23 protein-coding genes and 1 tRNA gene are annotated in these 22,344 nt (G+C 63.6%); 5 read left to right on the top strand and 19 right to left on the bottom strand.

Going from position 1 to position 22,344, the window contains the following annotated elements:
* Positions 1–5 precede the first annotated feature (5 nt).
* Positions 6–1,001 (top strand): ABC transporter substrate-binding protein, encoded by a 996-nt coding sequence (locus tag ATO4_RS09105; RefSeq protein ID WP_083591185.1) that lies wholly within the window; start codon positions 6–8, stop codon positions 999–1,001.
* Positions 1,002–1,303: 302 nt separating this feature from the next.
* Positions 1,304–1,379: transfer RNA gene (locus ATO4_RS09110), tRNA-Lys, on the top strand.
* 89 nt (positions 1,380–1,468) lie between these two features.
* Here the strand turns inward: ATO4_RS09110 and ATO4_RS09115 are convergent.
* Both ATO4_RS09115 and ATO4_RS09120 read right to left on the bottom strand, forming a co-directional pair.
* The gene (locus ATO4_RS09115; protein ID WP_083591187.1) at positions 1,469–1,975 is read right to left on the bottom strand and encodes a PIN domain-containing protein; all 507 of its coding nucleotides are present in this window, start codon (positions 1,973–1,975) and stop codon (positions 1,469–1,471) included.
* Positions 1,959–2,822: a hypothetical protein gene (locus ATO4_RS09120; RefSeq protein ID WP_083591189.1), complete on the bottom strand. Its 864-nt coding sequence runs from the start codon at positions 2,820–2,822 to the stop codon at positions 1,959–1,961. Before ATO4_RS09120 ends, ATO4_RS09115 begins: the two co-directional genes overlap by 17 nt.
* Before the next feature lie 291 nt (positions 2,823–3,113).
* Between ATO4_RS09120 and ATO4_RS09125 the strand changes: the two genes are divergently transcribed.
* Together ATO4_RS09125 and ATO4_RS27005 are read left to right on the top strand one after the other, a co-directional pair.
* Positions 3,114–3,872, top strand: coding sequence for a hypothetical protein (locus ATO4_RS09125; protein WP_083591191.1), 759 nt, complete (start codon positions 3,114–3,116; stop codon positions 3,870–3,872).
* Between the two features lie 145 nt (positions 3,873–4,017).
* On the top strand, positions 4,018–4,533 hold the full coding sequence (locus tag ATO4_RS27005; protein ID WP_139802337.1) for a hypothetical protein: 516 nt from the start codon (positions 4,018–4,020) through the stop codon (positions 4,531–4,533).
* 84 nt (positions 4,534–4,617) lie between these two features.
* Here the strand turns inward: ATO4_RS27005 and ATO4_RS09130 are convergent, their stop codons facing one another.
* The 16 genes from ATO4_RS09130 to ATO4_RS09190 form a co-directional block, all read right to left on the bottom strand.
* A complete protein-coding gene (locus ATO4_RS09130; protein ID WP_139802338.1) occupies positions 4,618–4,863 on the bottom strand; it encodes a hypothetical protein in 246 nt (81 codons plus the stop codon).
* Positions 4,863–5,126, bottom strand: a complete 264-nt coding sequence (locus ATO4_RS09135; protein WP_139802339.1) for a hypothetical protein — start codon at positions 5,124–5,126, stop codon at positions 4,863–4,865. Before ATO4_RS09135 ends, ATO4_RS09130 begins: the two co-directional genes overlap by 1 nt.
* A gap of 11 nt (positions 5,127–5,137) precedes the next feature.
* Positions 5,138–6,187, bottom strand: coding sequence for a phage major capsid protein (locus ATO4_RS09140; protein WP_083591197.1), 1,050 nt, complete (start codon positions 6,185–6,187; stop codon positions 5,138–5,140).
* Between the two features lie 129 nt (positions 6,188–6,316).
* The gene (locus tag ATO4_RS09145) at positions 6,317–6,619 is read right to left on the bottom strand and encodes a hypothetical protein (protein WP_083591198.1); all 303 of its coding nucleotides are present in this window, start codon (positions 6,617–6,619) and stop codon (positions 6,317–6,319) included.
* Positions 6,620–6,629: 10 nt separating this feature from the next.
* The gene (locus tag ATO4_RS27010; protein ID WP_139802340.1) at positions 6,630–6,887 is read right to left on the bottom strand and encodes a hypothetical protein; all 258 of its coding nucleotides are present in this window, start codon (positions 6,885–6,887) and stop codon (positions 6,630–6,632) included.
* Positions 6,888–6,889: 2 nt separating this feature from the next.
* Entirely contained in the window at positions 6,890–7,267 is a 378-nt protein-coding gene (locus tag ATO4_RS09150) for a hypothetical protein (RefSeq protein ID WP_139802341.1), read from the bottom strand.
* 193 nt (positions 7,268–7,460) lie between these two features.
* Positions 7,461–7,778 (bottom strand): DUF6074 family protein, encoded by a 318-nt coding sequence (locus ATO4_RS09155; protein ID WP_083591202.1) that lies wholly within the window; start codon positions 7,776–7,778, stop codon positions 7,461–7,463.
* Positions 7,772–8,437, bottom strand: a complete 666-nt coding sequence (locus ATO4_RS27015) for a hypothetical protein (RefSeq protein WP_139802342.1) — start codon at positions 8,435–8,437, stop codon at positions 7,772–7,774. The genes ATO4_RS09155 and ATO4_RS27015 overlap by 7 nt, the downstream gene beginning before the upstream one ends.
* Positions 8,434–8,637, bottom strand: coding sequence for a hypothetical protein (locus ATO4_RS28300; RefSeq protein WP_083591204.1), 204 nt, complete (start codon positions 8,635–8,637; stop codon positions 8,434–8,436). The genes ATO4_RS27015 and ATO4_RS28300 overlap by 4 nt, the downstream gene beginning before the upstream one ends.
* A 133-nt stretch (positions 8,638–8,770) precedes the next feature.
* Positions 8,771–9,037, bottom strand: a complete 267-nt coding sequence (locus ATO4_RS09165) for a hypothetical protein (protein ID WP_083591206.1) — start codon at positions 9,035–9,037, stop codon at positions 8,771–8,773.
* Entirely contained in the window at positions 9,034–9,315 is a 282-nt protein-coding gene (locus ATO4_RS09170; protein ID WP_083591208.1) for a hypothetical protein, read from the bottom strand. Before ATO4_RS09170 ends, ATO4_RS09165 begins: the two co-directional genes overlap by 4 nt.
* An 89-nt stretch (positions 9,316–9,404) precedes the next feature.
* A complete protein-coding gene (locus tag ATO4_RS09175) occupies positions 9,405–9,602 on the bottom strand; it encodes an AlpA family phage regulatory protein (RefSeq protein WP_083591209.1) in 198 nt (65 codons plus the stop codon).
* A gap of 75 nt (positions 9,603–9,677) precedes the next feature.
* Entirely contained in the window at positions 9,678–10,121 is a 444-nt protein-coding gene (locus ATO4_RS27020; protein WP_139802343.1) for a hypothetical protein, read from the bottom strand.
* Positions 10,118–11,335: a site-specific integrase gene (locus ATO4_RS09180; RefSeq protein ID WP_083591210.1), complete on the bottom strand. Its 1,218-nt coding sequence runs from the start codon at positions 11,333–11,335 to the stop codon at positions 10,118–10,120. Before ATO4_RS09180 ends, ATO4_RS27020 begins: the two co-directional genes overlap by 4 nt.
* A 393-nt stretch (positions 11,336–11,728) precedes the next feature.
* A complete protein-coding gene (locus ATO4_RS09185) occupies positions 11,729–13,294 on the bottom strand; it encodes a sulfotransferase family 2 domain-containing protein (RefSeq protein WP_139802344.1) in 1,566 nt (521 codons plus the stop codon).
* Positions 13,295–13,478: 184 nt separating this feature from the next.
* On the bottom strand, positions 13,479–16,580 hold the full coding sequence (locus ATO4_RS09190) for a glycosyltransferase (RefSeq protein ID WP_083591212.1): 3,102 nt from the start codon (positions 16,578–16,580) through the stop codon (positions 13,479–13,481).
* A 648-nt stretch (positions 16,581–17,228) separates the two neighbouring features.
* Between ATO4_RS09190 and ATO4_RS09195 the strand changes: the two genes are divergently transcribed.
* Positions 17,229–20,639 carry a glycosyltransferase gene (locus tag ATO4_RS09195; RefSeq protein WP_176222920.1) on the top strand — a complete coding sequence of 1,137 codons (3,411 nt, stop codon included), beginning with the start codon at positions 17,229–17,231 and terminating at the stop codon, positions 20,637–20,639.
* Here the strand turns inward: ATO4_RS09195 and ATO4_RS09200 are convergent.
* Positions 20,579–22,336 (bottom strand): methyltransferase domain-containing protein, encoded by a 1,758-nt coding sequence (locus ATO4_RS09200; RefSeq protein WP_139802345.1) that lies wholly within the window; start codon positions 22,334–22,336, stop codon positions 20,579–20,581. The genes ATO4_RS09195 and ATO4_RS09200 overlap by 61 nt on opposite strands.
* Positions 22,337–22,344 lie beyond the last annotated feature (8 nt).

Genomic DNA, 22,344 nt, shown 5'->3' on the forward strand with positions numbered 1-22,344 from the left:
TCGCCATGAAAGCATCACTGATCGGTGCGGCCGTCCTTCTCGGCGCCGCCAGTCTCGCCGGCTCCGCCAGCGCCGCCGACCCTTTGACCCTGCAGCTGAAATGGGTCACGCAAGGCCAGTTCGCCGGCTATTACGTCGCCAAGGAGAAGGGCTATTACGACGAGGCCGGCCTCGACGTGACGATCAAGCCCGGCGGCCCGGACATCGCGCCCGAGCAGGTGATCGCCGGCGGCGGCGCCGACGTCATCGTCGACTGGATGCCGGCCGCGCTCGCCGCCAGGGAGAAGGGACTGCCGCTGGTCAACATCGCCCAACCCTTCGCCAAGTCCGGCATGGAGCTGACCTGCCGCAAGGACACCGGCATCGCGAGCCCCGAGGACTTCAAGGGCAAGACCCTCGGCGTCTGGTTCTCCGGCAACGAATATCCGTTCCTGTCCTGGATGTCGAAGCTCGGCCTTTCCACCGAAGGCGGGCCGGACGGCGTCACCGTCATCAAGCAGGGCTTCAACGTCGACCCGCTGATCCAGAAGCAGGCCGACTGCATCTCGACCATGACCTACAACGAATACTGGCAGGTCATCGACGCCGGCATCCCCGAGGACGAGGTGACGGTGTTCAAATACGAGGACCAGGGCGTCGCCACGCTGGAAGACGGCCTCTACGTCCTCGAGGACAGCCTCGCCGACCCCGCGACCGTCGACAAGCTCGCCCGCTTCGTCGAGGCCTCGATGAAGGGCTGGGCCTACGCCGCCGAGAACCCCGACGAGGCGGCCGGGATCGTCCTCGACAACGACATGACCGGCGCCCAGACGGAAGAGCACCAGAAACGCATGGTCCGCGAGATCAACAAGCTGGTGGGCGGCTCCGACGGCACCCTCGACACCGCCGCCGCCGAGACCACCGTCTCCGTCCTGATGGGCGGCGGCTCCGACCCGGTGATCACCCGCAAGCCGGAGGGCGCCTGGACGTCGAAGGTGACCGACAAGATGAAGGAAATGTGAGGACGGCGGCGCGCGGCCTTCGCGCCTCGGGGATCCTGCCTCGGCCGTCATCGACCACGGCCGGACGACCGTTCGGCCGGCGCTCGGCCAAGGCGGCTCGGGCTCGACCGCAGCCCGCGCCGCGCCGATGCAGGATATGCGCGCTTCGCTGGCGGTCCGTTTTCGGGCAACCAGCGCCGCGTCCAAAACCCCACCAGGGCCGGCGCGCGATCGCCGGCCTTCGCCGTCCCGTCACCTTCGGTGTTGATTGTTGGCCGACGATTCCGTATCAGGCCCCCTGTCACGGACACATCGTCCGGCGCGGGCGCGTAGCTCAGTTGGTAGAGCAACGGACTTTTAATCTGTAGGTCTTGGGTTCGAGTCCCAACGCGCCCACCAAAAACTTCAAGAAAATCAGAACTTTACCACACATCGGAACCTGATATTTTCGGCTGAGATGCCGTTGGGTTCCAAATGGGTTCCAGTTCTCACTCTTCCGCGGCTTTGCCGAACAGCAGGCCCGCGTCACCGTCTGGCCTGACGATCCGCAGCTCCTGCCCATCGTCGCACCGGAAGTGACCATCTAAGTGGAGGAGGTCGGACTTATCGTAGGTGTGCAGTGTCGCGATGTTCCAGCGGAGCGCAGACGCAATGTGCGCAGCGTCCCACTTCTTCTGGAGGTTGGGGGTCTCACGCACAATGCAGCGGGCACGGGTCGCAATGTCGAAGTCCAGCGGCACCAGTTTTACGAAACGCTGGAGGAGGACATCATCGATGATCCGCAGCCACGCCTTATCCAAGGGCTTCGGGTCTTGCATCTCTGTGCCGAGACGATTGATCTCCACGATCGCTATCGTCGATGTCCAGAGCTCTATTTCGCCACGTCGCGCTTTCCCATACAGGTGCTCAAGAGGCTCTTTCTTGTCGTCATCGCCGTTTATCAAGCCGAGCCACGCGCAACTGTCCCAGTAAAATTGGTCAGGCCTTGCCGCCATCTTTCCCCCAGAACTGCTCCACGTGTTCGCGGGCGGTTCGACCGTTCAGTATGTTGATCGTCCGCAACTTCGACAGAGGCACGTCCGTCCAGCTCATCTCGGACATCCGGTCCGCGTCGATCCGTTTCAGACGCCCATCAGAAGCGTATTGGAGCGCTCCTCCAATCAGGACGCGCCGCCCATCCCAAGCCTCAGACCACGCGTGCCCCGGACCAAGATCGTCAGCAAGCGCGTTCGAGAGCACGCACGTGACGCGATCTCCAGAAAGGCGCTCTTTAAGCAAGATCGCTGGTCGATCATGCCACCGGGTAAGCCCAACAACTTCTCCCTCAGCAGATCCGTATTCGGTGCGCTGCAGGTCGACATCGTCAATCTGCGATTCGGCAAGGATCTGGTCCAAGGTGTTCTTGGCACGCAGCGCGTCAGCACGAGTGATGCGGATTTCTGGTTCCCCCTCTGGGGAAACCAGGGTCTCTCCGACGCCATTCAAATTCCGATCAAATACACGACGCAGGTGTTGCGCCGCTTCCACTTCGAACCTCGCGGGCCGCCGGCCAGACATCAGTGCCGACAGGGCGGTTGAGAAGGCGTGCACCATGTGCGACGCCTCAGCTGCGATTGATGCGGTCGCATCTAAAGCGAACGCGGTTGCCTCGACGGTGAACGGCGGCGAATTCGTGTGAGCCTCAGTCAGACGCCAAATGACGACGTTTTTCCCGCCTCCATTCGCATTCGCAGCAACAACTGACTCCACGAGATCCAGCACTTGGCGCAACGCGTCCTCGACACTGAGAAACTCGCTTCCCAGCGTTGACGGATAGACGGTAATGGTGAGGCGCTTGCTCACTTCTTGTGGCTCCTGATCACTGCCATCCTAACCAGCCGAGAATGAACAGTCGATTGCCTTGCATCACGCGATGTAGGGCGACTGAGTCGCGCCGTGTCCGCCGCTGCCATAGAGGTCCGGCAAATTCGCTCTGAAGCGCGCGACGATTGGCGAACGTGTAAGTGCCATGTCAGCATCCGTGCTGGCCAGCTTATTTCCTGCCTTGCTGCCTTGCAGGCGTTCCCGGTAGGCTCGGCAGATCCAAGTGACATGGATGTGACATCAGCGTTTTGATGGTGACCGGAGCACGCCATGACCGTGGAAGAGTTCGGCTCTATCATCCGCCTCATCGAGCGCATCGACGGCATGGACCCGATGACGAGGGAGCGCGAGATCACACTCCGCGCGAAGCTCCGCGAGCGTTGGATAAACGGCCTGACAGAGAATGGACTCGTCCGATCCGGAGACGCCGCTGAAGCGCACCCCATGTACCGGTTACCGGAGACGGAATTCCGTCAATTCTTGCGAAGAACCGACAACGACCCTGACGAGCAGGCGGCCATCCTCAACCATCATCTCGACGGCTACGAACGCTATGGAGAGTTCGTTCCGCCTTATCCCGCTTGGCGAATCGTGGTCATTCTACGTCGGGCAAAGCGGCGTGATCTTGAGGCGAGGTTCCTTGTTTCCTGGCTTCGCTGTTTCTACGCCGGCATCGGAACTCGCTACGACGAGCTTGAGCTGCGCGCTCGGAAGCTCGGAGTTGACCTTTCGTCCCTCCCCCCTCGTCCAATAAGGACGCCGAGGGCTCCGCACGACGTCTGCAACCTTTCCATGCGGGTGAAATCGGTTACCCCACAAGATACCGATGGAACCTCCTACTATTTTGATTTTGACTATCACTGTACGGAGTGTGGCAGCTACCGCCTTTCCTATGATGACGGCATCGACCTAACCTACGATACCGCTATGTACTGCGGTGAGTGCAAAGTTCCGTTCGGTCGGTACGGCGCGATACAGGATCTTTGCCGAGCGATCGGGAAGGCAGAATTGACGCGGCGCGGCTTATAGCTTTTGGAACATCCAAAGCTGTGCAGGAAACCGTTCAATGGTCGTTCTGACGAAATTGCGATGTTATCCCACTGTCATTTTTCTCGCGTCTTGATACAACCAAGTATATGAGCACTGTGCTATTTCCATTAAAATAGAGACCCACATGAAAATTGTCCAGGATTTTCAGGCTGTTGATCTAGAACATGTCGCTCTAAGCAGCCTTATCGAATTCGATCATGGCGACGGTCTGGCGTTAGGAGTGCCGGTTTACCGAGACGCCATGAACGACCTGTTCACAGTCGCTGTCTTTGGAGTCAGAGGCTCCAATGTCAGGCCGTTCGTCACAAATCTCGCGGCTTACGGCTATTGCCTGTCCTACGGGACTGAATGGGCAGTCGAACTTCGCGGCACAGATAGTTTCACTGGAGATAGATCAGCCGGGTTAATCTATATTGATGCCAATGCCCCAGTTCTACGCTTCGGTGCCGCCCCGGTCGGCGGAATTCATCGGGGCCCTCTTCATCTTAATCTGGCGACAATGAAACCGACAGGCACCGAAGGTTCGGGCATTCCGATTTCTCATTGGGCGATTTGGGCGCGTCAGGAACATATCGGCCAGCCTCATCGAGAGCCGCTCTTCGTCTTCAACACCAACGAATCGAAATCGGCTTCTCAATGACCGACGGGTTTAGCGTTGCTCTGTCTCGGGTGTTGCCGGCGCGGTAGCGGGCGCCCTAGCATCGCCAACCGGAATTCTCGCGGCTTAGTGATGGGTCGCCGTGTCGCGCTCCGGATCGGCAAAGAAGCTGGCAAATGCGGCAATGAACCGCTCTCGATCGGCCGCAAGATCGACTAGGTATTCATCGCGCCATGCCTCGATTTCAGCCTCGGTTGCGCCGCGATCGACGAGCATGATCTCGCCGCGCGTCACTGCGATCTGAAGGGCTTCTTCCCAGAGCGCCAAAGCGCGATTGAGGGTCGGCTTATTTCGAGTCCTTCCGCCATCCATTAGGCCACCCTCCATGTATCCAAGTCCTCGCCCGGAACATCGCCCACTGCAGCCGCTTGCGCAGCCTTCCAGCGCCTTCCTTCGAACGTGACGGTGGCGCCTTTCTGATAGCTACAGCCGGCGTCATAGGCGCCTTTGTAAGCCGCGTGCTCGGCTTCAATCGCGTCCATGCGCCGATTCATCTCCCGAACTTCGCGAGCGAGATAGTCCTTGACGACTTGCGTCAGTTCGAGGCCGAAAGCCTCGCCGTCAAATGGCTTCATGATCGCCCCCATCAGCTTGCGGGCCCTCCCCAGGCGACATCAGTCAGGACGGCGAGCGCGTCGTCTCTCAGCCGCTTGACGTTGAAATAGGCGACTGCCCGAAGACAGGTCGAATGGTTCTGAAACATCGAGACGAGCTGCACCGCAGTGGGGTTGACCGAACTGCCGCTCGTCGAGTCGACCATCTCAATCGCAGCGGCTTCGGAGAAGTCGATCTCGACTTCGCCAATCGTCGCGCCGATGCCGTTGCCATCGATCAGCATCACGGAATCGGCCGCGATGGATGACGAAACCAAAGCCGGCGCGTTCAAGACCTCGCCGCCCCTGCTCGACATCGCAGGGAAGACGAACTGCCCCGCTTCATAGAGGGTCGCCGCTGCCTTCGCCGCCGTCGTTCCGAAAATGAAATAAGGCTTGGAATCGCCTTCGTTCGAGACCGACATGACAAGCGCCCGGAGGTCGGCCGCCGCCGACGTCGCGTCATTGCCACTCGACACAAACGACGGGGTGCCGCTGTCGACTAACTCCGCGACAGTGGACCCGTCGATGGCGTCAGCCACTGCCGCCGCCAGTTCGCGATTGAACAGCGCCTGACCTTCCGAAGACATCGCCCGCGCCAATTCGTTCGACGCAACGATCAAAGCCATGGCTTTGCGCAGCTCGGTTTCTTCCTTCCCGATCTGCAGCTTGCTGACCGGCACCGCCCTGCCTTCGCTGACATCGAAACCAGCGAAGCCGACAGACGAAATCGCAATCTGCGTATTGTTCGGAATCGGCCGCAGCGCCCGATCTTCGGCCATCCTCATCAGGAAGCTTCGGTTCTGAAGACTGGCCAGGAAAGCCCTGCTGGTCGAGGAAGGCGCACCCGAGAGATTGCCGGAGCCGGCTGCGTCATCAGTCGTCGCCGCCGTGACGGTCGCCTTCGAGATCAACGCGAGAGCACGATCAGAGGCGCGATAGGATTTGGCGAAGTTCACTGCCTCGCCGGGTTGATCGCGGCCGACGAGCTTCGCCCTCGCGGCGAGGTAAAAATCCGTTAGAGGCGGGGTTTCCATTGGCATTCGTCAGCATCCATTCGTTTCGATGCTTGGACGATGCCCGATGAAACGCGAGGCCCAAAGGCCCGTAATCTCGCGTTTGGGTCGATAATCTCGCGTTTGATCCGATCGTGTACATTGTACACGGTCGGTTTATAAAACCGTGTCTTGCTCGGCCTTTCGGCTTACATGCTTTCGCAGTTCGGCGACGTTGACCATCCACCTGCCGCCAATGCGCGTTCCGATCTTTTTCTCACGGCAGAGCCAGCGAACACTATCCGGTGCCAGACCGAAGCGCGACGAGGCCGAGGCCGTGTCGATCAGGACCGGTTCGACTACCTCATCGACTACCTCGTCGACTGCCTTCTCGTCGGCCGCCACGAGCGCCGCTTTTAGTGCCAGAAGATCGCTCACCAGCCGGTCTATCGTGGCAACATCGAGGGTCGGGCCGGGCATGGGCAAGCCTCTATTCGTCGGCCGCAATGGCGAGGTCTCGCCAGAGCGCCAATGCTTCGGGCTTGGCCATGTAGTTCCGTGATCCGTTCGGATCTTCAAGGCATGGCCATTCCCACGGCTTCGCCGCGATCTCGCTATGAAGCTCGCCATGGATTGCCCACCATGCGGCATCAGATGGCGCCGCCTGCAGCTCGCGAAACAGCTCGACAGCGCGAGGTGTAATTCTGCGCCGCCTATGATGATTGATCGGTCGTCTCGTCGTTGCCATCGTCAGCCCTTCCATCCGCCTAGACCCGGCCGCCCGACCGGCCGCACCGCCTCTACATTCAGCCCGAGGCGAGCGATGGCCCGCGTCACAAATGCTCGGTTCGCCAGCTCGTGCTTCAGCGCCGGGTGATCCTTCAGCCCGGCCTTCGTCCGCAGCACCGCGCCGTCCGCCTCGATCATCGCGCGCAAGCCCTCGGCCCTGTCGATCGCTTCGGACGCGAGGAGGAGGAGTTCCCGACCACCAGGATCATCGACTTGATAGTCGGATTGAACCGCGTTCCAGAACGCTAGGCCGGAAGCCCCGAGATCGCGGGAAGGCAACGGTATTGCCTCGTCGAAAGGTGGCGGTTGGACGACAGTCAGTCCGGGATTTTTCGTCATGCGGTTTAGCCCCTAATGAAAACCTCAGTATCCACGACAGGAAGGTGACCAGCCGGTTCCGCCCCTTGCCGGCCCAGAGAGGCGATTGGCCCCCCCGGACGCCCAGGTTTTCCCTTCAATTTCGCGACGCTGCGCACGAAGGGACCGGACCGGGCCGCGCCCCTGACGCCGTCCGCCGGCAGACTTCCCCCCCTCATGCCGCGTCGCCGCCCGGACGCGACCGCTGCCCTGCATAAGATCGCCGCGTCATCTCGTGTTGGACGGCATCGAAGAAGCTGCGCAACTCCGCGTCAATCCGGCAGGACGCAATGCCCGCGCGCTCCATCTGCTTTCGAAGATCCGAAACGGTTCGTCGCCAATAGGCTTCGGCACCTCGATCAGTGTTTGCCTCGATCATCACAGCAGCACGCCGAACCTTTGCGATCCGATAACGGCACGGGAAGGGGATGACATCGGCTTTGACATCGACGAAAGCGAACAGCGGCAAGTCGGAATGCATGTCGATCAACATCCTCTTGAAGCCCTCAGATAGTCTTCGCGTGTGAAGCTCTTAGAGGGTGTTCCTTCTTCAGAGCCTAATCCTGATACGGGTGTTCTCTTCAGGTGTTTGTCTTCAGATTTTGGGGGGACATCCTCCCATTTATTAGGGGGACAGGGTGTGTGCGCGATTTCAGATTTTAGGGGGACACGAGCACTCTCTGTCCTCCTAATATTTAGGGGGACATCGCCAGCAACGCGACGACGAGCACGATCCTTGCGCTTCCGATCTGCGTCCATTTCTCTGAGCTTTTCCTGAGCCGCCATCACGTGTTCGTCGACAAGGTTCTGTCGAGCGTTGACGACTTCGAAAACTTCAATGCCGGTCCTCGTAGTCCCATGGGGAACTAGATATCCAAGCTCGACGAGACGCCGGCGCCGCGCCGTGATCGTGTCCGTCGATTTGATCCCGGTCCTAATGCGGATAGCCAGAGCCGACAGGTAGGCCGTGCGGCTCTTGGCTCGTGTGAAGTGCAAGTAGGCTTCCATAATCGCGAGATCCGCCGGGCTTGTCTTCGGGTCCGCATTGACGGTTTCGAGAAGGTCGAATTTCCACGACGAGAAGGATCGGATCTCGGCTTCCGAAACCTCCTCGTCCTCGTTCATCGTGGTGCTGGTCTTGTGTTTCTTCACATGGCCCTCGCTTTGATCAAGTTCGCCTCGCGAAGGGCTTGGCAAGCCTCGGTTGGTGACAGGCCGAACCGGCGCCGAAGCGCCGGAATGATGGGAGATGGTGGGTTGCGTTCGGACGCGAGCCACGCGGCAGCCTCGTCGATTGACGCGCTGCTTTCGTGGTCGAGGCCGGTAGTGCCGCCGACGGGAACCTCGCTCATTGGCGCCCCCGCAGTTCCGGCGCCGCGATGCTCGCGCCCTTAAGGGAAAGACGGGAAACCCTGATCAGCACCCACGCGAGTGAGAATCGAGCGAGATCGAAACACTGGTGAAGGAAGGTCATGGCGGCCCCCTTCAATTCATCACCGCCGGCCGCTCGTCATGGACGAGCGGGACGGGCTGCGACGAGGCGACAGCAACGATGTCAGGAAGGGCGCCTTTCGGCAGGACGAGCCGGGCTTGCACCGCCCGTTGCGCCTCGCCGGTAAAAGGGCATCGCTGCAGCGAGAAAAACGTCAACCTGACGACGCCGCCGCCGATGTCGTCGCAAGCGACGATGCCAGAGCAAAACGTATCGACTACAGCCACGGTTTCGACGATTGGAGGAAGGGCGCCGCTCATTGCGTCACCTGCGATGTATGGAACTCGAATTCTTCGAATGACTCCTGCGCCGCGCCAGCGAGGGTTTCGCAGTGCCGCGACGCAAAGCTGAGAACATCAGCCGCCTCGTCGTTGATGAAGAAGCCGCCGCCGAATTCCTTCGACTCGACGCGACCGTCAATGACCTTGTCGACAATGAACGCGACGACGCGAGCCATACAAACCGCGTTGTAAACGTCCAGTCCTGCCTTGCGGATTGCGGCATTGTGGCCGCCCATGGTATCCGTTTTGCCGTTCATCGGCGTTCCTTTTAGGGGGATGGTAGGTGTTCCGTGCCCGGCAGGATGGCAGTCTTGGCCGGGCATTTTCGTTTCCGAGTGCGCAGACATCACGCCACCTCGCGGTCACGCTCGGCGACGCGGCCGGCGATCCAAGCCGTGACTTCGGATTCGACGAAGGCTTTACGGATGCCGTCCCCAAGAGGAACCGGCTTCGGAAACTTGCCGTCGCGGACTTTGCGCCAAAGGCTCGTCCGGGACAGACTTGTCCGCTCGCAAGTGCTTTTGATTGATATGAATTTGTCCATCGCGACCACCTCGTTTGAGACAGCCGCAATGTGTTTCAAACCACCGAACGAAGTCAGCGGGAGTTAAATCCGTATTTAGATTCCCCATTTGCGGCGGTGGCGCATGGCCTCGTCAACTTGGTTAGGCTTCGCCAGGGTCTTGCCGCCTATCCACCGTTCGACATAGCCGATTGCCTTTGCGATAGCCTGCTCACGGACCGCGACCGTGTGGCCGGCGCGATTGACATAGGTTCTGCGTCCGCCCCGCCTTTCCCTCCACGCCTCCACAAGTAGGAGCGCGTGCTGAGCTGCTATTTTCACCTCAAAGTCCTGGTACCGATGCTGACCTATCCTCCTGTTCTTTGGGCGACCGCGCTTTCTCTTGATCTTTCCTTCCATATATTTTGCAATGACTGGATAGAGGTCCGGACTAATCTCAGATCCGGCCTTAAGTAGGCATATCAGAAGTTCAGGATCGCCAGCGAGTGCCTCTCGTTTTGCTTGTTCATGTGTCGCTTTGCGGATGTCGGACAATTTCATGACGTGCGCTCCACCATCGGAACGACGACTGCCTTCCGGCCCGTGACGATGGCGTCGAGATGGTCAGCCCACATATCGAGCGCCCGCCGCTTCTCCGGCTCATATCGAGTCCGGTTGTAGACACCTGCCACGCCAGCCCTGAACCCGCTGATGTGGTTCAGCACAGCCTCGACGACATGCGGCAGGATGCCAATGTCGCCCATCATGGTTGCGACTGTGCGGCGGATGTCATGGGGCGTCCAGCGCTCGTCGAGGATCTGAAGTTTCAACTTCGCCGCTTTGGCGATGGCGTTGCTCTCGATCGGCTCGCCGGTGCGGCTGAATAGCGGTGCGCCGGCTTCTTCGTCGGCCCGCCGCAATGCCCTTTCGACTATGACGAGAGCGGCCGGCGACAGCGGGACGACATGCGTCAGTCCGTTCTTCGTCCGCTCGCCGGGTATCGTCCAGAGCGCAGCGTCGAGATCAATTTCCCCTCGTCGCATGCCGCAGACTTCGCCGCTCCGTTGCCCGGTCAGAAACAGGAGCTGGAAAACGTCGATCGTGATCGGCCTCAGCGGGGCGTCAGGAAGCGCCGTCCAGATGGCGCGGACCTCCGCAGCAGAAAGGACACGATCACGCTTCACGGCCTTGGCGCGAGGCCGGATGCCGACAGCCGGCGAGACTTCGAGGTAATCCTCGTCGACTGCCCAGCCGAACATCTTCCGAACGACCGCCAGGATGTGCGTCGACTGAGTCAGTTTCCCGGCTTCGGCCTTGGCGTCGATGATGTCGAGGACGTCGCGGCGCTTCACTGCCACGGCCTTGGTGCGGCCGATCGCCGGCAGCACGTCCACCCGGAGGACTCGTTCGTCTTCCGCCCAGCTGCGCTTGTTCCGCTTGGCGTAGCGCTCGATGTAGAGGCCGGCCAACTCCTCCACCGTCATCGCCTCTCGCCGAGCCCGCCGATCGCCGGAAGGGTCGGCGCCATCGGAAACGGCTGTGACGGCATCAAGGGCTTTACGACGCGCCTTCTCCAATGTCAGCGCGGGAAACTTTCCGATCGACAGACGGCAACGCTCGCCGTCCGACTCCCGCCGATAAACGAAGTTCCATACCTTTCGTCCGGTGGGGGAAACCCGCAGGACAAGACCACGGACAGCCTCGTCCCAAAAGTCGGTTCGGTCCTCGACCTTGACGCTTTCGACGAAGCGGCTCGTCAGGTTCTTGCTCGGCATGGCGGACCTACTGTTCGATTATCGGTTTCCGCCGTTTGGGTTCCATATGGGTTCCAAAATGGCGGAACTCGCCGAAACGGCATGGAACGATATACAACACGCAAATGACTGCAGAGCAAGGGTCACAGCCATTTCAGGCTGTTTCAGATGTTCCTATCATGTTCGATTTCAGCCGACTTTTAATCTGTAGGTCTTGGGTTCGAGTCCCAACGCGCCCACCAACCCAAAATATGATAGAATTGATCTATTTGGCATTGTGCCGCGCTTTCCAGGCGCCCGATGGCCGGCTGCTGACACCGCCGCCTGTCCGAGGGAGCGACGTCCACCCTCCCGTGCCTGCACGTTCCGCGGCGATGCTCGACGGACCGGAGATCGTTGCAGCCGCGGCAATCTCTAGCTGGCCGGATACTTCTGCCCCGCTGCCTCGTACAGTGCGAGGTCGACGGCGTTTTCCGCCAGGACGCGTTCGCGAACCTCCGCGCCGAGTTCGGCCAGCGCCCGCTCGAGCTTGTCGGCGACGCTCGCATGCGAGGCGTCCGTCGCATTGGCTCGGATCTCGAAGGCTTCGAAGCTCGGAAAGTCCTGCTTGAGATAGGTCTCCATGCGCTGGCTGGCGCCGGCGAAGTCTTCCACCAGCCCGACGAAGGGCAAGCGCTCCAGCGCCCGGAACGCCGCCGATCGGACGTCGGTGTAGGTGCGGTCCTCGAAGGCCGCGAAGCGCCGCGCCTGGTAATTTCGGAAGGCCAGGTCGCCGGGGATGTCGAGACGCGCCTTCACATAGCCGGAAAAGTCATGCTGCTTTGCCAGCCTCGCCCCCAGCGTGTCGGCGTCCTGGCGGCGTTCGAAGGCATAGGCCGAGCGGATCCGCAGGATCGGATGACGCAGGAAGACGATCGGACGAACCGACAGGGCGGCGTCGTCGTGGCCCAGCCACCAGTCCCCGGTATGGGTGGAGACGGCGTCGTACTGGTCGAAGGTGCGAATGAAGCTGTGGGTGAGGTCGGCGTTGGAAAAGCCGCCCCGCCCGGGAAACTCCACCTCCGTCCAGCGCTTGCCGAAGTTGCGTTTCAGCAGCTCGTCGACCGAGGAACCGGCGTTCTTGAAGATGTGGCAGTGAAGCACGACGGTTCGCTGCCGCCGCGTGATGACGTTGAACGTCGGGACGCTTCTCGCCTGCGCGAGCAGATAGGTTCGGCCGGTCAGCTGCTTCTGGTCGCCGCGTTCCTTCAGACATCGCCCAGCGAGCGAGATCGCCTCCTGTGGCACCGCTGCGCCGTGGGCTGAAGACAGGAGTGCGTCGCATTCGCGCAGGAATTCCGGCATGAACGGTGGCGGCACCACCCCGAGAGATGCCGTCTGCGCAGATGGTCGGACGAGTTTGCGCAGCGTCTCGGGCGTTCCCGCGGCGAGGCCGAGCCCTTCGAGGGTGGCGACCGGGTCGGCGCAGAAGCGCTCCCAACCGATCACGCGGGCATCGGCCGGCGCGCGGCACAGCATTTCAGCCCAGTAGTCGGCGAGAAGATCCGCCGCCCGTGCGAAGGAAAGGCCATGGTGGCGAGACAGCGAAGCCATGACCGCCACGGGCTTTCGATGGACCAGCAGGACCTGCGGCGCGTATCCCCTCGACGACGCGAGCTGCGACCACATCGGCAGCGTCAGGGCAAGCCGTGGATCATGGCAGACGACGTCGTCCTCGCTGCCGGCGAAGGCCTCGTCCCAGACCCTGCCCGCCGCGTCGCCGATGAACCCGGCACACCAGGCGGCGAAATCGACTCGGGAAAAATCTTCCCACTGCAGCCAGAGCGGAATCTTGTCCCAACGGCCGCCCGCCAGTTGGAGCAGCCGGTCGTTGAGACGCATGACCGCCGCCGCCGGGTCGAAGACCCCATCCGCCGCATCCCGGGCGAGCGGCGAGGCTTCTCCAGGCTGCGATCGGCCGAAGCGCAGGGCGCCAGCCACGACGGACGTTCCCGATCGGTGCATCCCGATCACGAAGAATGCTCTGCGCGTCATACCCGCCTTTCGGATCAGTGGCTCGTCGGACGCTCGCCTTCTAGCAGCACCAGGATGTGCTTCAAACGCGGCGGGGCGGGAAGAACGCGGCGGCGGGTTTTCGACGATGACGTCCGCTCCCGCTCCGCCCCTACAGCGTGAAGTAGATATCCGCTGCCTGGAAGGCCTTTCGCATGATCTGTTGTCCCCGCTGCACCGAGAAGCTCTCCTTCACGAAGTCCCGTCCATTGGTGGAGAGCTTCATCCAGAGCTCGTCTTTGGTGAGCAGGCTGACGATATGCTCGGCCCACATGGAAGGATCCTCCGCGATCAGGCAGTCATAGCCGTTTCGCAGCCCCGTTCCCTCGGCCGCCACCGGCGAGAGGACGCAGGGAACGCCCCTCGCCAGTGCGCCGAGCACCTTGCCCTTGATGCCGGCGCCGCTGCGCAGCGGCGCGATGAAGACGCGGTGGCGATCGTAGACGTCGGCGAGATCCTCGGCAAAGCCATGGGCCGTGACGTTGTCGCTTTCCAGCGCCCGGATATTCGCGCCCATGGCGCTGCCGTAGATGTGGAACACCTCGCCCGGCCGCTGGCTGAGGACGAGCGGCAGCACCGCTTCCGTGAACCACTCGACCGCCTGGACGTTCGGCGGATGCCCGTAGCTGCCGAGAAACGAGAAGCCCTCCCGCCCGGCGAGCGGAGCGATCGTCTCGCTCGCCCGGACGACCCAGGGCGCCCGAACGACTTTGACGGCGTTCAATGCGTGGGACACGATCACGCTGTGCTCGACATCGTTGTAGGACAATGTCACGTCCGCCTTGCGCATGACCGCCAGTTCGTCGTCGCGAATCCTGGCGACCCCGGCCATCCTCGTGTCGTCCTTGGACTCGATCGCCGAGCGCAGCTCGCGCAGGAAGTGCAGGTCGGCGTTCATGAACAGGATTTTCGCGCGTGGCGCCAGCCGGCGAATCATGTCGATGTATTTCGCCGCGATCTGATATCGGGTGATGTAGAAGACGTCGAACTCGGCGGCGCGCTTCTCGAGAAAATCCGCCACCGAGATCGCGAAGGGGGCATGGATGGTCTCCACCCCCTGTCGCGACAGCTCGTCGGTGTAGTGACCGAGATAGGTGACGTTGTCGGGGACGAAGGTGACCTTGAAGCCCAGCGACTGCACCAGCTTGATCTCTTCGATCGCAGCGTAGCTTCCCGCATCGCGGTCCGGCCGCGGCGTGGCGTAGTCGATGAAGGCGACGCGGCCGACGATGCCGCGGTCCTTCTCGATGTCGACGTTCTGGCCCTCTTCCCCGGCCGATCGATAGGCCGACGCCCAGCGCTGCTTGAACTTCGGTCGATTGACCTCCTGGTACCGCTTCATGCCGGAGATGATCTCGGTGCCGCTGGTCCCGCCCTCGTAGTGATAGACGAGGGACAGTGGCGCGAACATCGTCTTGTATCCCGCGGCGCGAACCTTGAAGGCGAAGTCCGTATCCTCGAAATACATCGGCTCGAGATAGCTCGACAGGCCGCCGATCTCGTCCCAGACGGACTTGCGGACCATCATCGCCGCGCCGGAAAGATAGTCTGCCTGGCGCGTATAGGAGAAGCGCGGCTCGAAGGGGTTGGCGCCGCGGCCGTAATTCCAGGGATTGCCGGACCGCCAGACGATGCCGCCGGCATCCTGCAGGCGGCCGTCGGGATAGACCAGCTTGGAGCCGGTCAGGCCGACATCGTCGAAGCGCTTGAAGGGCTCGATCAGTTCGTCGAGCCAGCCTGCCGTCGGTTCCGTATCGTTGTTCAACAGAACGACATATTCGCCGCGGCAGGCGGCGACCCCTTCGTTGCAGGCGCGGATGAAACGCTGGGGCATCTCGTTGTGGATCACGGTGATCCCGCTGACGAGGTCGCCGAGCCGGGCGGTCTCGTCGGACGAACCGTCGTCGACGACGACGACCTCGAACGTCGCCTCGTTCGCGGCGAGAAGCAGCGCGCAGAGGCAGGAATAGGTGATGTTGAACTTGTTGTGGGCGGGAATGACGATGGAGACTAGCGGGGCGGTGTAGGACTTGAACGCCAGCGGGCGATAGTCCCGCTTCGTCAGGAAACCGACCCCCTTGGTCACCACGTCGTGGGCATGGGCGAGCTGCTCGGCCTCGCCCTTGTCAGAGATCTTCGCGACGGCCCGGCCGAGCGATGTGTAGCGGTGCGAGGCCTGCTGGGCCAGGCGATAGGGAAGCGGCGAGCGGGTTTCCCGACAGATGATGTCGTAGCTCGTCATCACCGCCGGGAAGGCTTCGTAGGTTTCGTAGAGGACGAAGAGGCCGTGCCTGTCACGGATCGCCACGTGGTGGATCCCGCCGTCGAGCAGGAACTCCGGCAGCAGCACGCTTCCCCGGCCGATCCCCAGATGGGCATCCGAGACATAGGCCCCGTCGACATAGAGCGTGTAGACGCCGTCCTCGGTGGCGTTCACATGGAGCGACCTGCCGCTGAAGGTCGGATCGGAAAATCCGGCGCGGGGCCGCTCGGGCAGCGTGATGATCTGATCCTTGACGACGACGCTGCTCGCTCCGACGACATAGGGGTTCAACTTCGCCATGAATTCCTGCGTGCCTGCCTGGCTGGCCCCCAGCACGTAGGGCGCCGGGCCTTCGCTCTGCGTCGTCGGATGGAGCTGCGGGTTGCTGATGAACAGATAGGGCGGGACCACCGATGCTTCGTCGGCGCGGTCGATCTCGACTGACACGGTCAGCGTCGCTGCATCGGCCGCGCGGGCGAACGTGGCCAGCAACGGCTTGTGGAGGGAGACGTCGCGTCCGCCGGGATGGTCCGGCGTGATGTAGTCTTCGCTGGACTGAACGACGCCACCGGCCGCGTCGCGCAGTTCGATCGTGATCTTGGCCGACATGCGGTGCGCGGCGAGCAGCGCTCGGAAGACGAGAGCGTCCGAGCACGACTGGAGGATCCGTTTCCGCCCCAGTGTCAGCTCGAACCTGTCGCCGGCCCGCGCGCCGTCGAGGCGCAGCATCAACGTCGTCCCCTTGGGCACGGTCCAGTCCGGCAGGCTGTTGATCGTGAGAAAGGGGACCTGGCCGACACGCGAAACGATCTGCGACTGCTCGATGTCGTGACCGGAGATGAGGTCGATGCGCGACCGGTCGCCAAACGGGGGGACCGTCGTGACCGGCTTTTCGTCGTTCGCCTCGAAGAGTTTGAGATCGGCCTCCGTGAAAGCGGCGTCCGTCGACAACCAGACGGCTCCTTCGCAGGCGACGAGTCGGCGGACGCCAAGGGGAAGTTGCGGTTTCACTCTTTTATCCTGTTGAAATCGCTGCCGAGTTACAGACAGAACTGCGCCTGGCCCGCATCGGCGGGTAGGGACGTCCGGGTTCGATAACCATTTCTGACCATCAATATCTAGAACGGAAATCGGATCTCCGATACCGGCCTGATTCGGACACCGCTGACGCCACTATTACCCCCATTCGGGGACCCCCGAAATGGGAGGAAGGCGCGAAGATCGCGAGGCCGCGCGGCCAGGGCGAGCCTGCAATCCTGCCGCCTCGAACCGCAGTGGCAGAGCGCGGCCGGGCCCGGAAGATCGACGAAAACTGCCCTATTGGAAAGCCCTTCCGGTGAAGCCACTCCGGGCAGCAAGGCAAGCCTCGACGGCTTCGAGGCCGACGTCGTCCTGCCGCAACCCCGATCAGCCACGTCCACGCCTGCCATCACCGCCTCGTTGATCTCCCGCCCCCTGCCGTACCGCCCTCTGCCGTGCCCGACGTGTCGAGGCGACCTCGCGGCCGAGGCGGAGGCAGCCTTCGGGCTTGCGCCACAGGGCGACGCCGCTTAGGCAGGGTCGTCACATCCCACCATTTCAATGCGCTGGAAGTTGCCTTTGACAGAGCTGCGGCCGAACGCGTCGGCTGAGGAGCGCGACGCCTCGATCGACCTGCGGGCTGCCGACCAGCTGCGGGAACGCGGTGACTTCGTCGCAGCGAAGGCGGCCTACGAAGCTCTCCTCGCCCATGGTGAGCGCGCGGTCCTCCGCTGCCGCCTCGGCGACATCGCGCTTCGGGACGGCGAGCTCGAAACGGCAAAGACGCACTTCGCCGCCGCCATCGCAGCGGACGCACGATTTGTCTGGGGACATTTCGGCCGCGCCCGCGCCTCGGCGAGACTCGGCCGCACCGACGAGGCGATCGCCGCTTGCGCGACCGCCGTCGCCCTCGAACCCGATCGACGGGCCCTGACGGATTTCCTGACGACGCTCTTGGGGCAACGCGATCCGGCCACGGATTCGCAGGCAAGGGCCGGACCGGACACCGAGGCCTTTCGGCAGCTGCAGTTCCGCCTCGCGGACGAACTGGCGAATGCGCGGAAATTCACCGAGGCGGCCAGTCTTCTCGTCGAGATGAAGGGCCTTTACGGCGCGTCGCCGGCGCTCTTGTGCAAGCTCGGCAACGCGCTGACCGGGGGCGGCAAGCCGCTCGAGGCGCTGGAGTGTTTTGCACAGGCGCAGGCCCTCTCGAAAGACTTCGTCTGGACCTATGTCGGCCGCGCCGAGGCGCTCAAGGCCCTGCTGCGCCATGACGAGGCCCTGGTCGCCTTGGACGAGGCGCACCGCCTGCTGCCGGGTTCGCAGCCCATCGGGCAGCGCCGGGCCGAGTTGCAGCTCAGTCTCCGCAATGCCCCGAAGGACGACAAAGGCCCGACGCTGCGTTGCTGGCCGGCAGAGGGCGAGCGAACCGACGCCCCGCCCGGCAGGCCGCGCATCAACGTGATCGCCTGGGATCTCGGCCACAATCCCGTCGGCCGCGCCGCAGTGCTCGCCGAGATCGCCGCCGGTGCCGGCGCGGTGGAACTGGTCGGCCCTCTCTTCCCGCGCTACGGGGGAGATCTCTGGCCACCGCTCGCAGGGTCCACCCGGAAACACCCGATCCGCGGCTTTGCCTGCGGCGATCTCGCCAGCTTCGTCAATGGCGCCCTGCGCCTCGTGATGGAGCACCCCTGCGACATCGCCTGGATCTCCAAGGCGCGGTTCCCGAGCCTGTTCATCGGCCTCCTCTACAAGCTCGTGCATGGGGCGCGGCTCATTCTCGACATCGACGACGACGAACTGGCCTTCGTCGACGCGGCCGAGCCTCTGGGGATCGCCGAATTCGTCGAAACCGCCGAAGCCGCCGACTGGGACGCCCCCTACGGCCGCCGCTGGACACAGCTCGCGGCGGGCCTCATTGGCGACGTCGATTACGTGACGACCTGCAATCCCGTGCTGCAGGCGCGCCACGGCGGCAGCCTCGTGCGCCACGCGCGGGATGAGCAGCTCTTCGCCGACGCGGCAGCGGCGCGCGCGGGTATCCGCCACCAGTTCGCCCTTCATCCCGAAGACAAGGTCGTCCTGTTTCTCGGCACGCCGCGCCGCCACAAGGGGCTGCTGGAGATCGCTTCGGCGCTGGAAATGATCGCCGATCCACGGTTGGTCCTCTGCGTCATCGGCAGCTTCACCGAGGCCGACCTCGAAAAGGAGCTGCGCGCCCGACCTCGCCTGCGCCTCATCCTCTTGCCGGACCAGCCGATGGACAAGGTCGCCGAGTTCAACGCCATGGCCGACATCGTCTGCCTGCTGCAGGACCCGGAAAGCCGCATCGCGGCCTCCCAGACCCCGGCCAAGCTGACCGACGCTCTCGCCAGCGGCACCCAGGTGATCGCGACCGCCGTGGCGCCGATCGCCGATCTCGTGGAGCCCGGCCATATCATCACGGTGCCGGACGGCAGGGACATCCCGGCGCTTGCCGCCGCGATCCGCCAGGCCTGTGCAGCGGACGATGCGGCGAAGGGCGCGGCGAGGCAGGCCTTCTTCCGGCAGGCCCTGTCGGTCCAGTCCCACGTTCCGGCGATGAAGGCACTCGTCGACCGCCTGTCGGAGGCAGAGCCGACGACCGGCGACCTTCTCGCGCCGCTTCTTTCCCACATCCGCGACGCCATGCCGGGGACCCTATCACCCGCCTGGCACGCCCGCATGTCCCGCAGCGACGGCTGGCAGCCGAAGGTTCGCCCGTTGCGGCGGCTGGACGAGGGTGTCAACCTCGTCTTCTTCTGGAAGCAGAACGACACCGGGCTCTACGGCCGGCGCCACGACATGCTGCTCGCCGAACTCGCCCGCATGCCCTCCATCCGCCGCATCCTGCAGATCGACGCGCCGATCTCCGTCGATGTGGTTCAGCGACAGCTGGAGGCGGCACGTGCCAATCCCCTCAACGGCGCGCGCCATGTCGTCGGCGAAACCGTCCAACGATTCCTGCAGAACCGGGACACGGCCAAGGTCTTCCGGCGCAGCTTCATCCATGCCGGACAGACGAAGGACCTGCTCGGCCAGTCACTTCCCGATTCCCGGGATTTCCCCCGTCACGTCGAGCGCTGGATCGCCGAACTCGGCATGCGGGACAATGCCCTCGCCTGGGTCTGCCCCGTCGTCCCGCAGTTTCCGCAAGTGCAGGAACATATCGGCTTCTCCTTCGTCGTCAGCGACGTCATCGACGACCAGCGCGAATGGCCGGTGTCGCCGGAGCAGCGCCAGGCCCTGCAGGACAACTACGACCGCACCTTCGCGGCGACGGACGTCGCCCTCGCCAATTGCCAGGCCGTTGCCGACTGGCTGCGCCTTGAGGGCCTTGCGACGCGAATGGTGCCGAACGGCGCCGACAGCTTTCCCGGCGTGCTCGACTGGGAGATCCCGGACGCTCTTGTCCGCCTGCCGCGACCGATCATCGGCTATTCGGGCAATCTCGGCGACCGGATCGACTGGGATCTGATCGCCGCGGTTGCCGATGCGCGGCCGGACTGGTCGATCGTTCTGATCGGCGCCATACCGAGAATGGCCGAGGCCGGCCCCGTGCTCGCCCGGCGAAACGTCGCGGCTCTCGGCGTCGTGCCCTATGAGCAGGCGGTCCGGCACATCGCAGCCTTCGACGCGGCGATGATCCCGCATCGCGACAGCGGCCTGACGCAGCGGATGAACCCGCTGAAGCTCTATGTCTACCGGGCGCTCGGCGTTCCCGTCGTCACCACCGCCATCGCCAATATCGACGATCTCTCGAACGACGTCCTGATCGGCCGGGACCCGGCGGATTTCATCGCCAGGCTCGACACGGCTCTCATCCGGCGCGCCGAGCACGGGCGCGACCTTCCCGATCCGGCAAAGTTCGAATCCCTGCAGTGGCCGCAGCGCATGCGCGAGATCATGGCTCACGTCACCGAGGTCTTTGAATCCTCGCGCACCGACACGAAGGTGACGCCGGCGATGTGATCGTCGCCGCCCGCGACGTGCCGGACCGCCCGGGTCGGCAGGCCGATCTCCGCCAGCAGCCGGCCGATGTCACGGCCGAAATCCGTATAGACCAGCGACAGCCCGTCCGTGCCCGAGCCGTGATAGACCGGCGGCAGGATCATCCGGTCTTCCGGGCCGGAGGTGTCGACGCGCGACCGGGTCTCGCCCGGCGGCGGCATGCCGATCGGGACGGTCCAGACATGCAGCCCGCCCGGCTTCAGGATGCGGCGGATCTCCGCGAAGGCCGGGAACGGCTTGCGGACATGCTCGAAGATGTCCGAGGTCACGACGAGGTCGAAGCCCGCATCGGGAAAGGCGGTCGCCATGAGGTCCTGATAGACGAGCCCGTCGGCGCCCAGCGTCCCGCTCGGCTGGTCCGGGTCGTAGATCGACTGCTCGTATCGTCCGGCCTGACAGAGGAAGGGCCTGAGCGGCCCGGTGATGCCGGGCTCGTAGATCGCGAGTTCGGACAAGCCGCCCCCCGCCGCGAGAGCGGCAAGCGTCGCGAAACGGCCCGCGCCGATTTCCCGGCAGATCACCTCGGCCTGGCCGCGATAGCGCAGGGTGGCGCGGCAGTTGCCGCAGGCCAGCGTCTCGCGTTCGCTTCGGTGCGTGCGCTGGAAGCGTCCCTGCCAGCCGCAAAGGCTGCAGGTGCCGCTCACCTCATAGAACCGGAAGCCGGGCCCGCCCGCATCGCCGACACGCCGAAGCAGCGCCTCGGTGACGGGCGATGGGGGCGTCTCGCCATCATCGAAGGCCTGATTTTCCGTCAGGATCGTATTACCGGCGGGCGTCTGGCCGCCCCCCACCATCATGCCGTCCGGCAGCGCCCCGCCCGCCTCCGCTCCGGGCCAGGCCAGCACCACGGCGGCGTCTTGCAGACCGAAGGCGCCGTTGATCTTCAAGGCGGGCGTTTCGGCGACGTCCGGCATTGCGAGATGGAACGACACCCTCTCGACATTCGAGAGAAGCAGCGCCGCCTCCGACCAGTCCCGTGCCCGGATATGGCCAGAGAGCCCGGAGGCCGGCGCATCGCGGCGACCCAGCACCGTGAGGGCCCGCTGCATCCCCTGCGCGCGCAGTTCGATCCGGCCCGCCATCGGCGAGGATCGGCCCTGCGCCTCCTCGATGGTGACGGCACTGCCCGAAACGCCCGCGACCTCGGCATCGACGTCGAAGCCCTCGCAGTCGACCAGGCGGATGGCGGCCGCCGCGACCCGTCGGCCGATGTCCCGCGCAACCAGCGACAGGCTCAGGCCGCGGCAGCCCGTGGCGACCACCGCCTCCTGCCCCAGCTCCTGCAGCACCAGCCCCTTCGCCGACACCTCGTGGCATCGCTCGAACAAAATGCCGGCGCCCTGCGCGCGCAGGAGCGTCAGTGCCGAGAGGCTGCAGCCGTCGGCGGCAATCCGCAGCAGGGCCGTGCCGCGATGGCCGCTGGCGGTGAAGGCGAGGTTTTCGAGCCCACAGCCCACGGCCGCGACGGAAAGGTCGCAGCGACCATCGGCGAAGACCAGCAGCGGCGGGGCATCCGGATCGCGACCGAAAAGCGTCAGCCGCCGGGTGAGTTCGAGACGTTCGGTGATCCTGTAGAGCGGCGCGTCGAGACCGATCACCGCCCCCTCCGGCGCCGTGCGCAATGCCTTCGCGAGGTCTTCGGCAGAGGATACGGTCAACACTGGCG

Source organism: Aurantimonas sp. 22II-16-19i (genome assembly GCF_002088275.1).
GTDB lineage: Bacteria > Pseudomonadota > Alphaproteobacteria > Rhizobiales > Rhizobiaceae > Jiella.

Bases quoted from the DNA above. Each gene is read 5' to 3' on its own strand.
- ATO4_RS09125 (WP_083591191.1), top strand. From the start codon at position 3,114: ATGACCGTGGAAGAGTTCGGCTCTATCATCCGCCTCATCGAGCGCATC.
- ATO4_RS09175 (WP_083591209.1), bottom strand. From the start codon at position 9,602: ATGGACAAATTCATATCAATCAAAAGCACTTGCGAGCGGACAAGTCTG.
- ATO4_RS09180 (WP_083591210.1), bottom strand. From the start codon at position 11,335: ATGCCGAGCAAGAACCTGACGAGCCGCTTCGTCGAAAGCGTCAAGGTC.
- ATO4_RS09165 (WP_083591206.1), bottom strand. From the start codon at position 9,037: ATGAGCGGCGCCCTTCCTCCAATCGTCGAAACCGTGGCTGTAGTCGAT.
- ATO4_RS09155 (WP_083591202.1), bottom strand. From the start codon at position 7,778: ATGTTGATCGACATGCATTCCGACTTGCCGCTGTTCGCTTTCGTCGAT.
- ATO4_RS27005 (WP_139802337.1), top strand. From the start codon at position 4,018: ATGAAAATTGTCCAGGATTTTCAGGCTGTTGATCTAGAACATGTCGCT.
- ATO4_RS09170 (WP_083591208.1), bottom strand. From the start codon at position 9,315: ATGAACGGCAAAACGGATACCATGGGCGGCCACAATGCCGCAATCCGC.
- ATO4_RS27020 (WP_139802343.1), bottom strand. From the start codon at position 10,121: ATGAAATTGTCCGACATCCGCAAAGCGACACATGAACAAGCAAAACGA.
- ATO4_RS09145 (WP_083591198.1), bottom strand. From the start codon at position 6,619: ATGCCCGGCCCGACCCTCGATGTTGCCACGATAGACCGGCTGGTGAGC.
- ATO4_RS09135 (WP_139802339.1), bottom strand. From the start codon at position 5,126: ATGAAGCCATTTGACGGCGAGGCTTTCGGCCTCGAACTGACGCAAGTC.
- ATO4_RS09130 (WP_139802338.1), bottom strand. From the start codon at position 4,863: ATGGATGGCGGAAGGACTCGAAATAAGCCGACCCTCAATCGCGCTTTG.
- ATO4_RS09105 (WP_083591185.1), top strand. From the start codon at position 6: ATGAAAGCATCACTGATCGGTGCGGCCGTCCTTCTCGGCGCCGCCAGT.
- ATO4_RS09150 (WP_139802341.1), bottom strand. From the start codon at position 7,267: ATGACGAAAAATCCCGGACTGACTGTCGTCCAACCGCCACCTTTCGAC.
- ATO4_RS09140 (WP_083591197.1), bottom strand. From the start codon at position 6,187: ATGCCAATGGAAACCCCGCCTCTAACGGATTTTTACCTCGCCGCGAGG.
- ATO4_RS27010 (WP_139802340.1), bottom strand. From the start codon at position 6,887: ATGGCAACGACGAGACGACCGATCAATCATCATAGGCGGCGCAGAATT.
- ATO4_RS09115 (WP_083591187.1), bottom strand. From the start codon at position 1,975: ATGGCGGCAAGGCCTGACCAATTTTACTGGGACAGTTGCGCGTGGCTC.
- ATO4_RS28300 (WP_083591204.1), bottom strand. From the start codon at position 8,637: ATGAGCGAGGTTCCCGTCGGCGGCACTACCGGCCTCGACCACGAAAGC.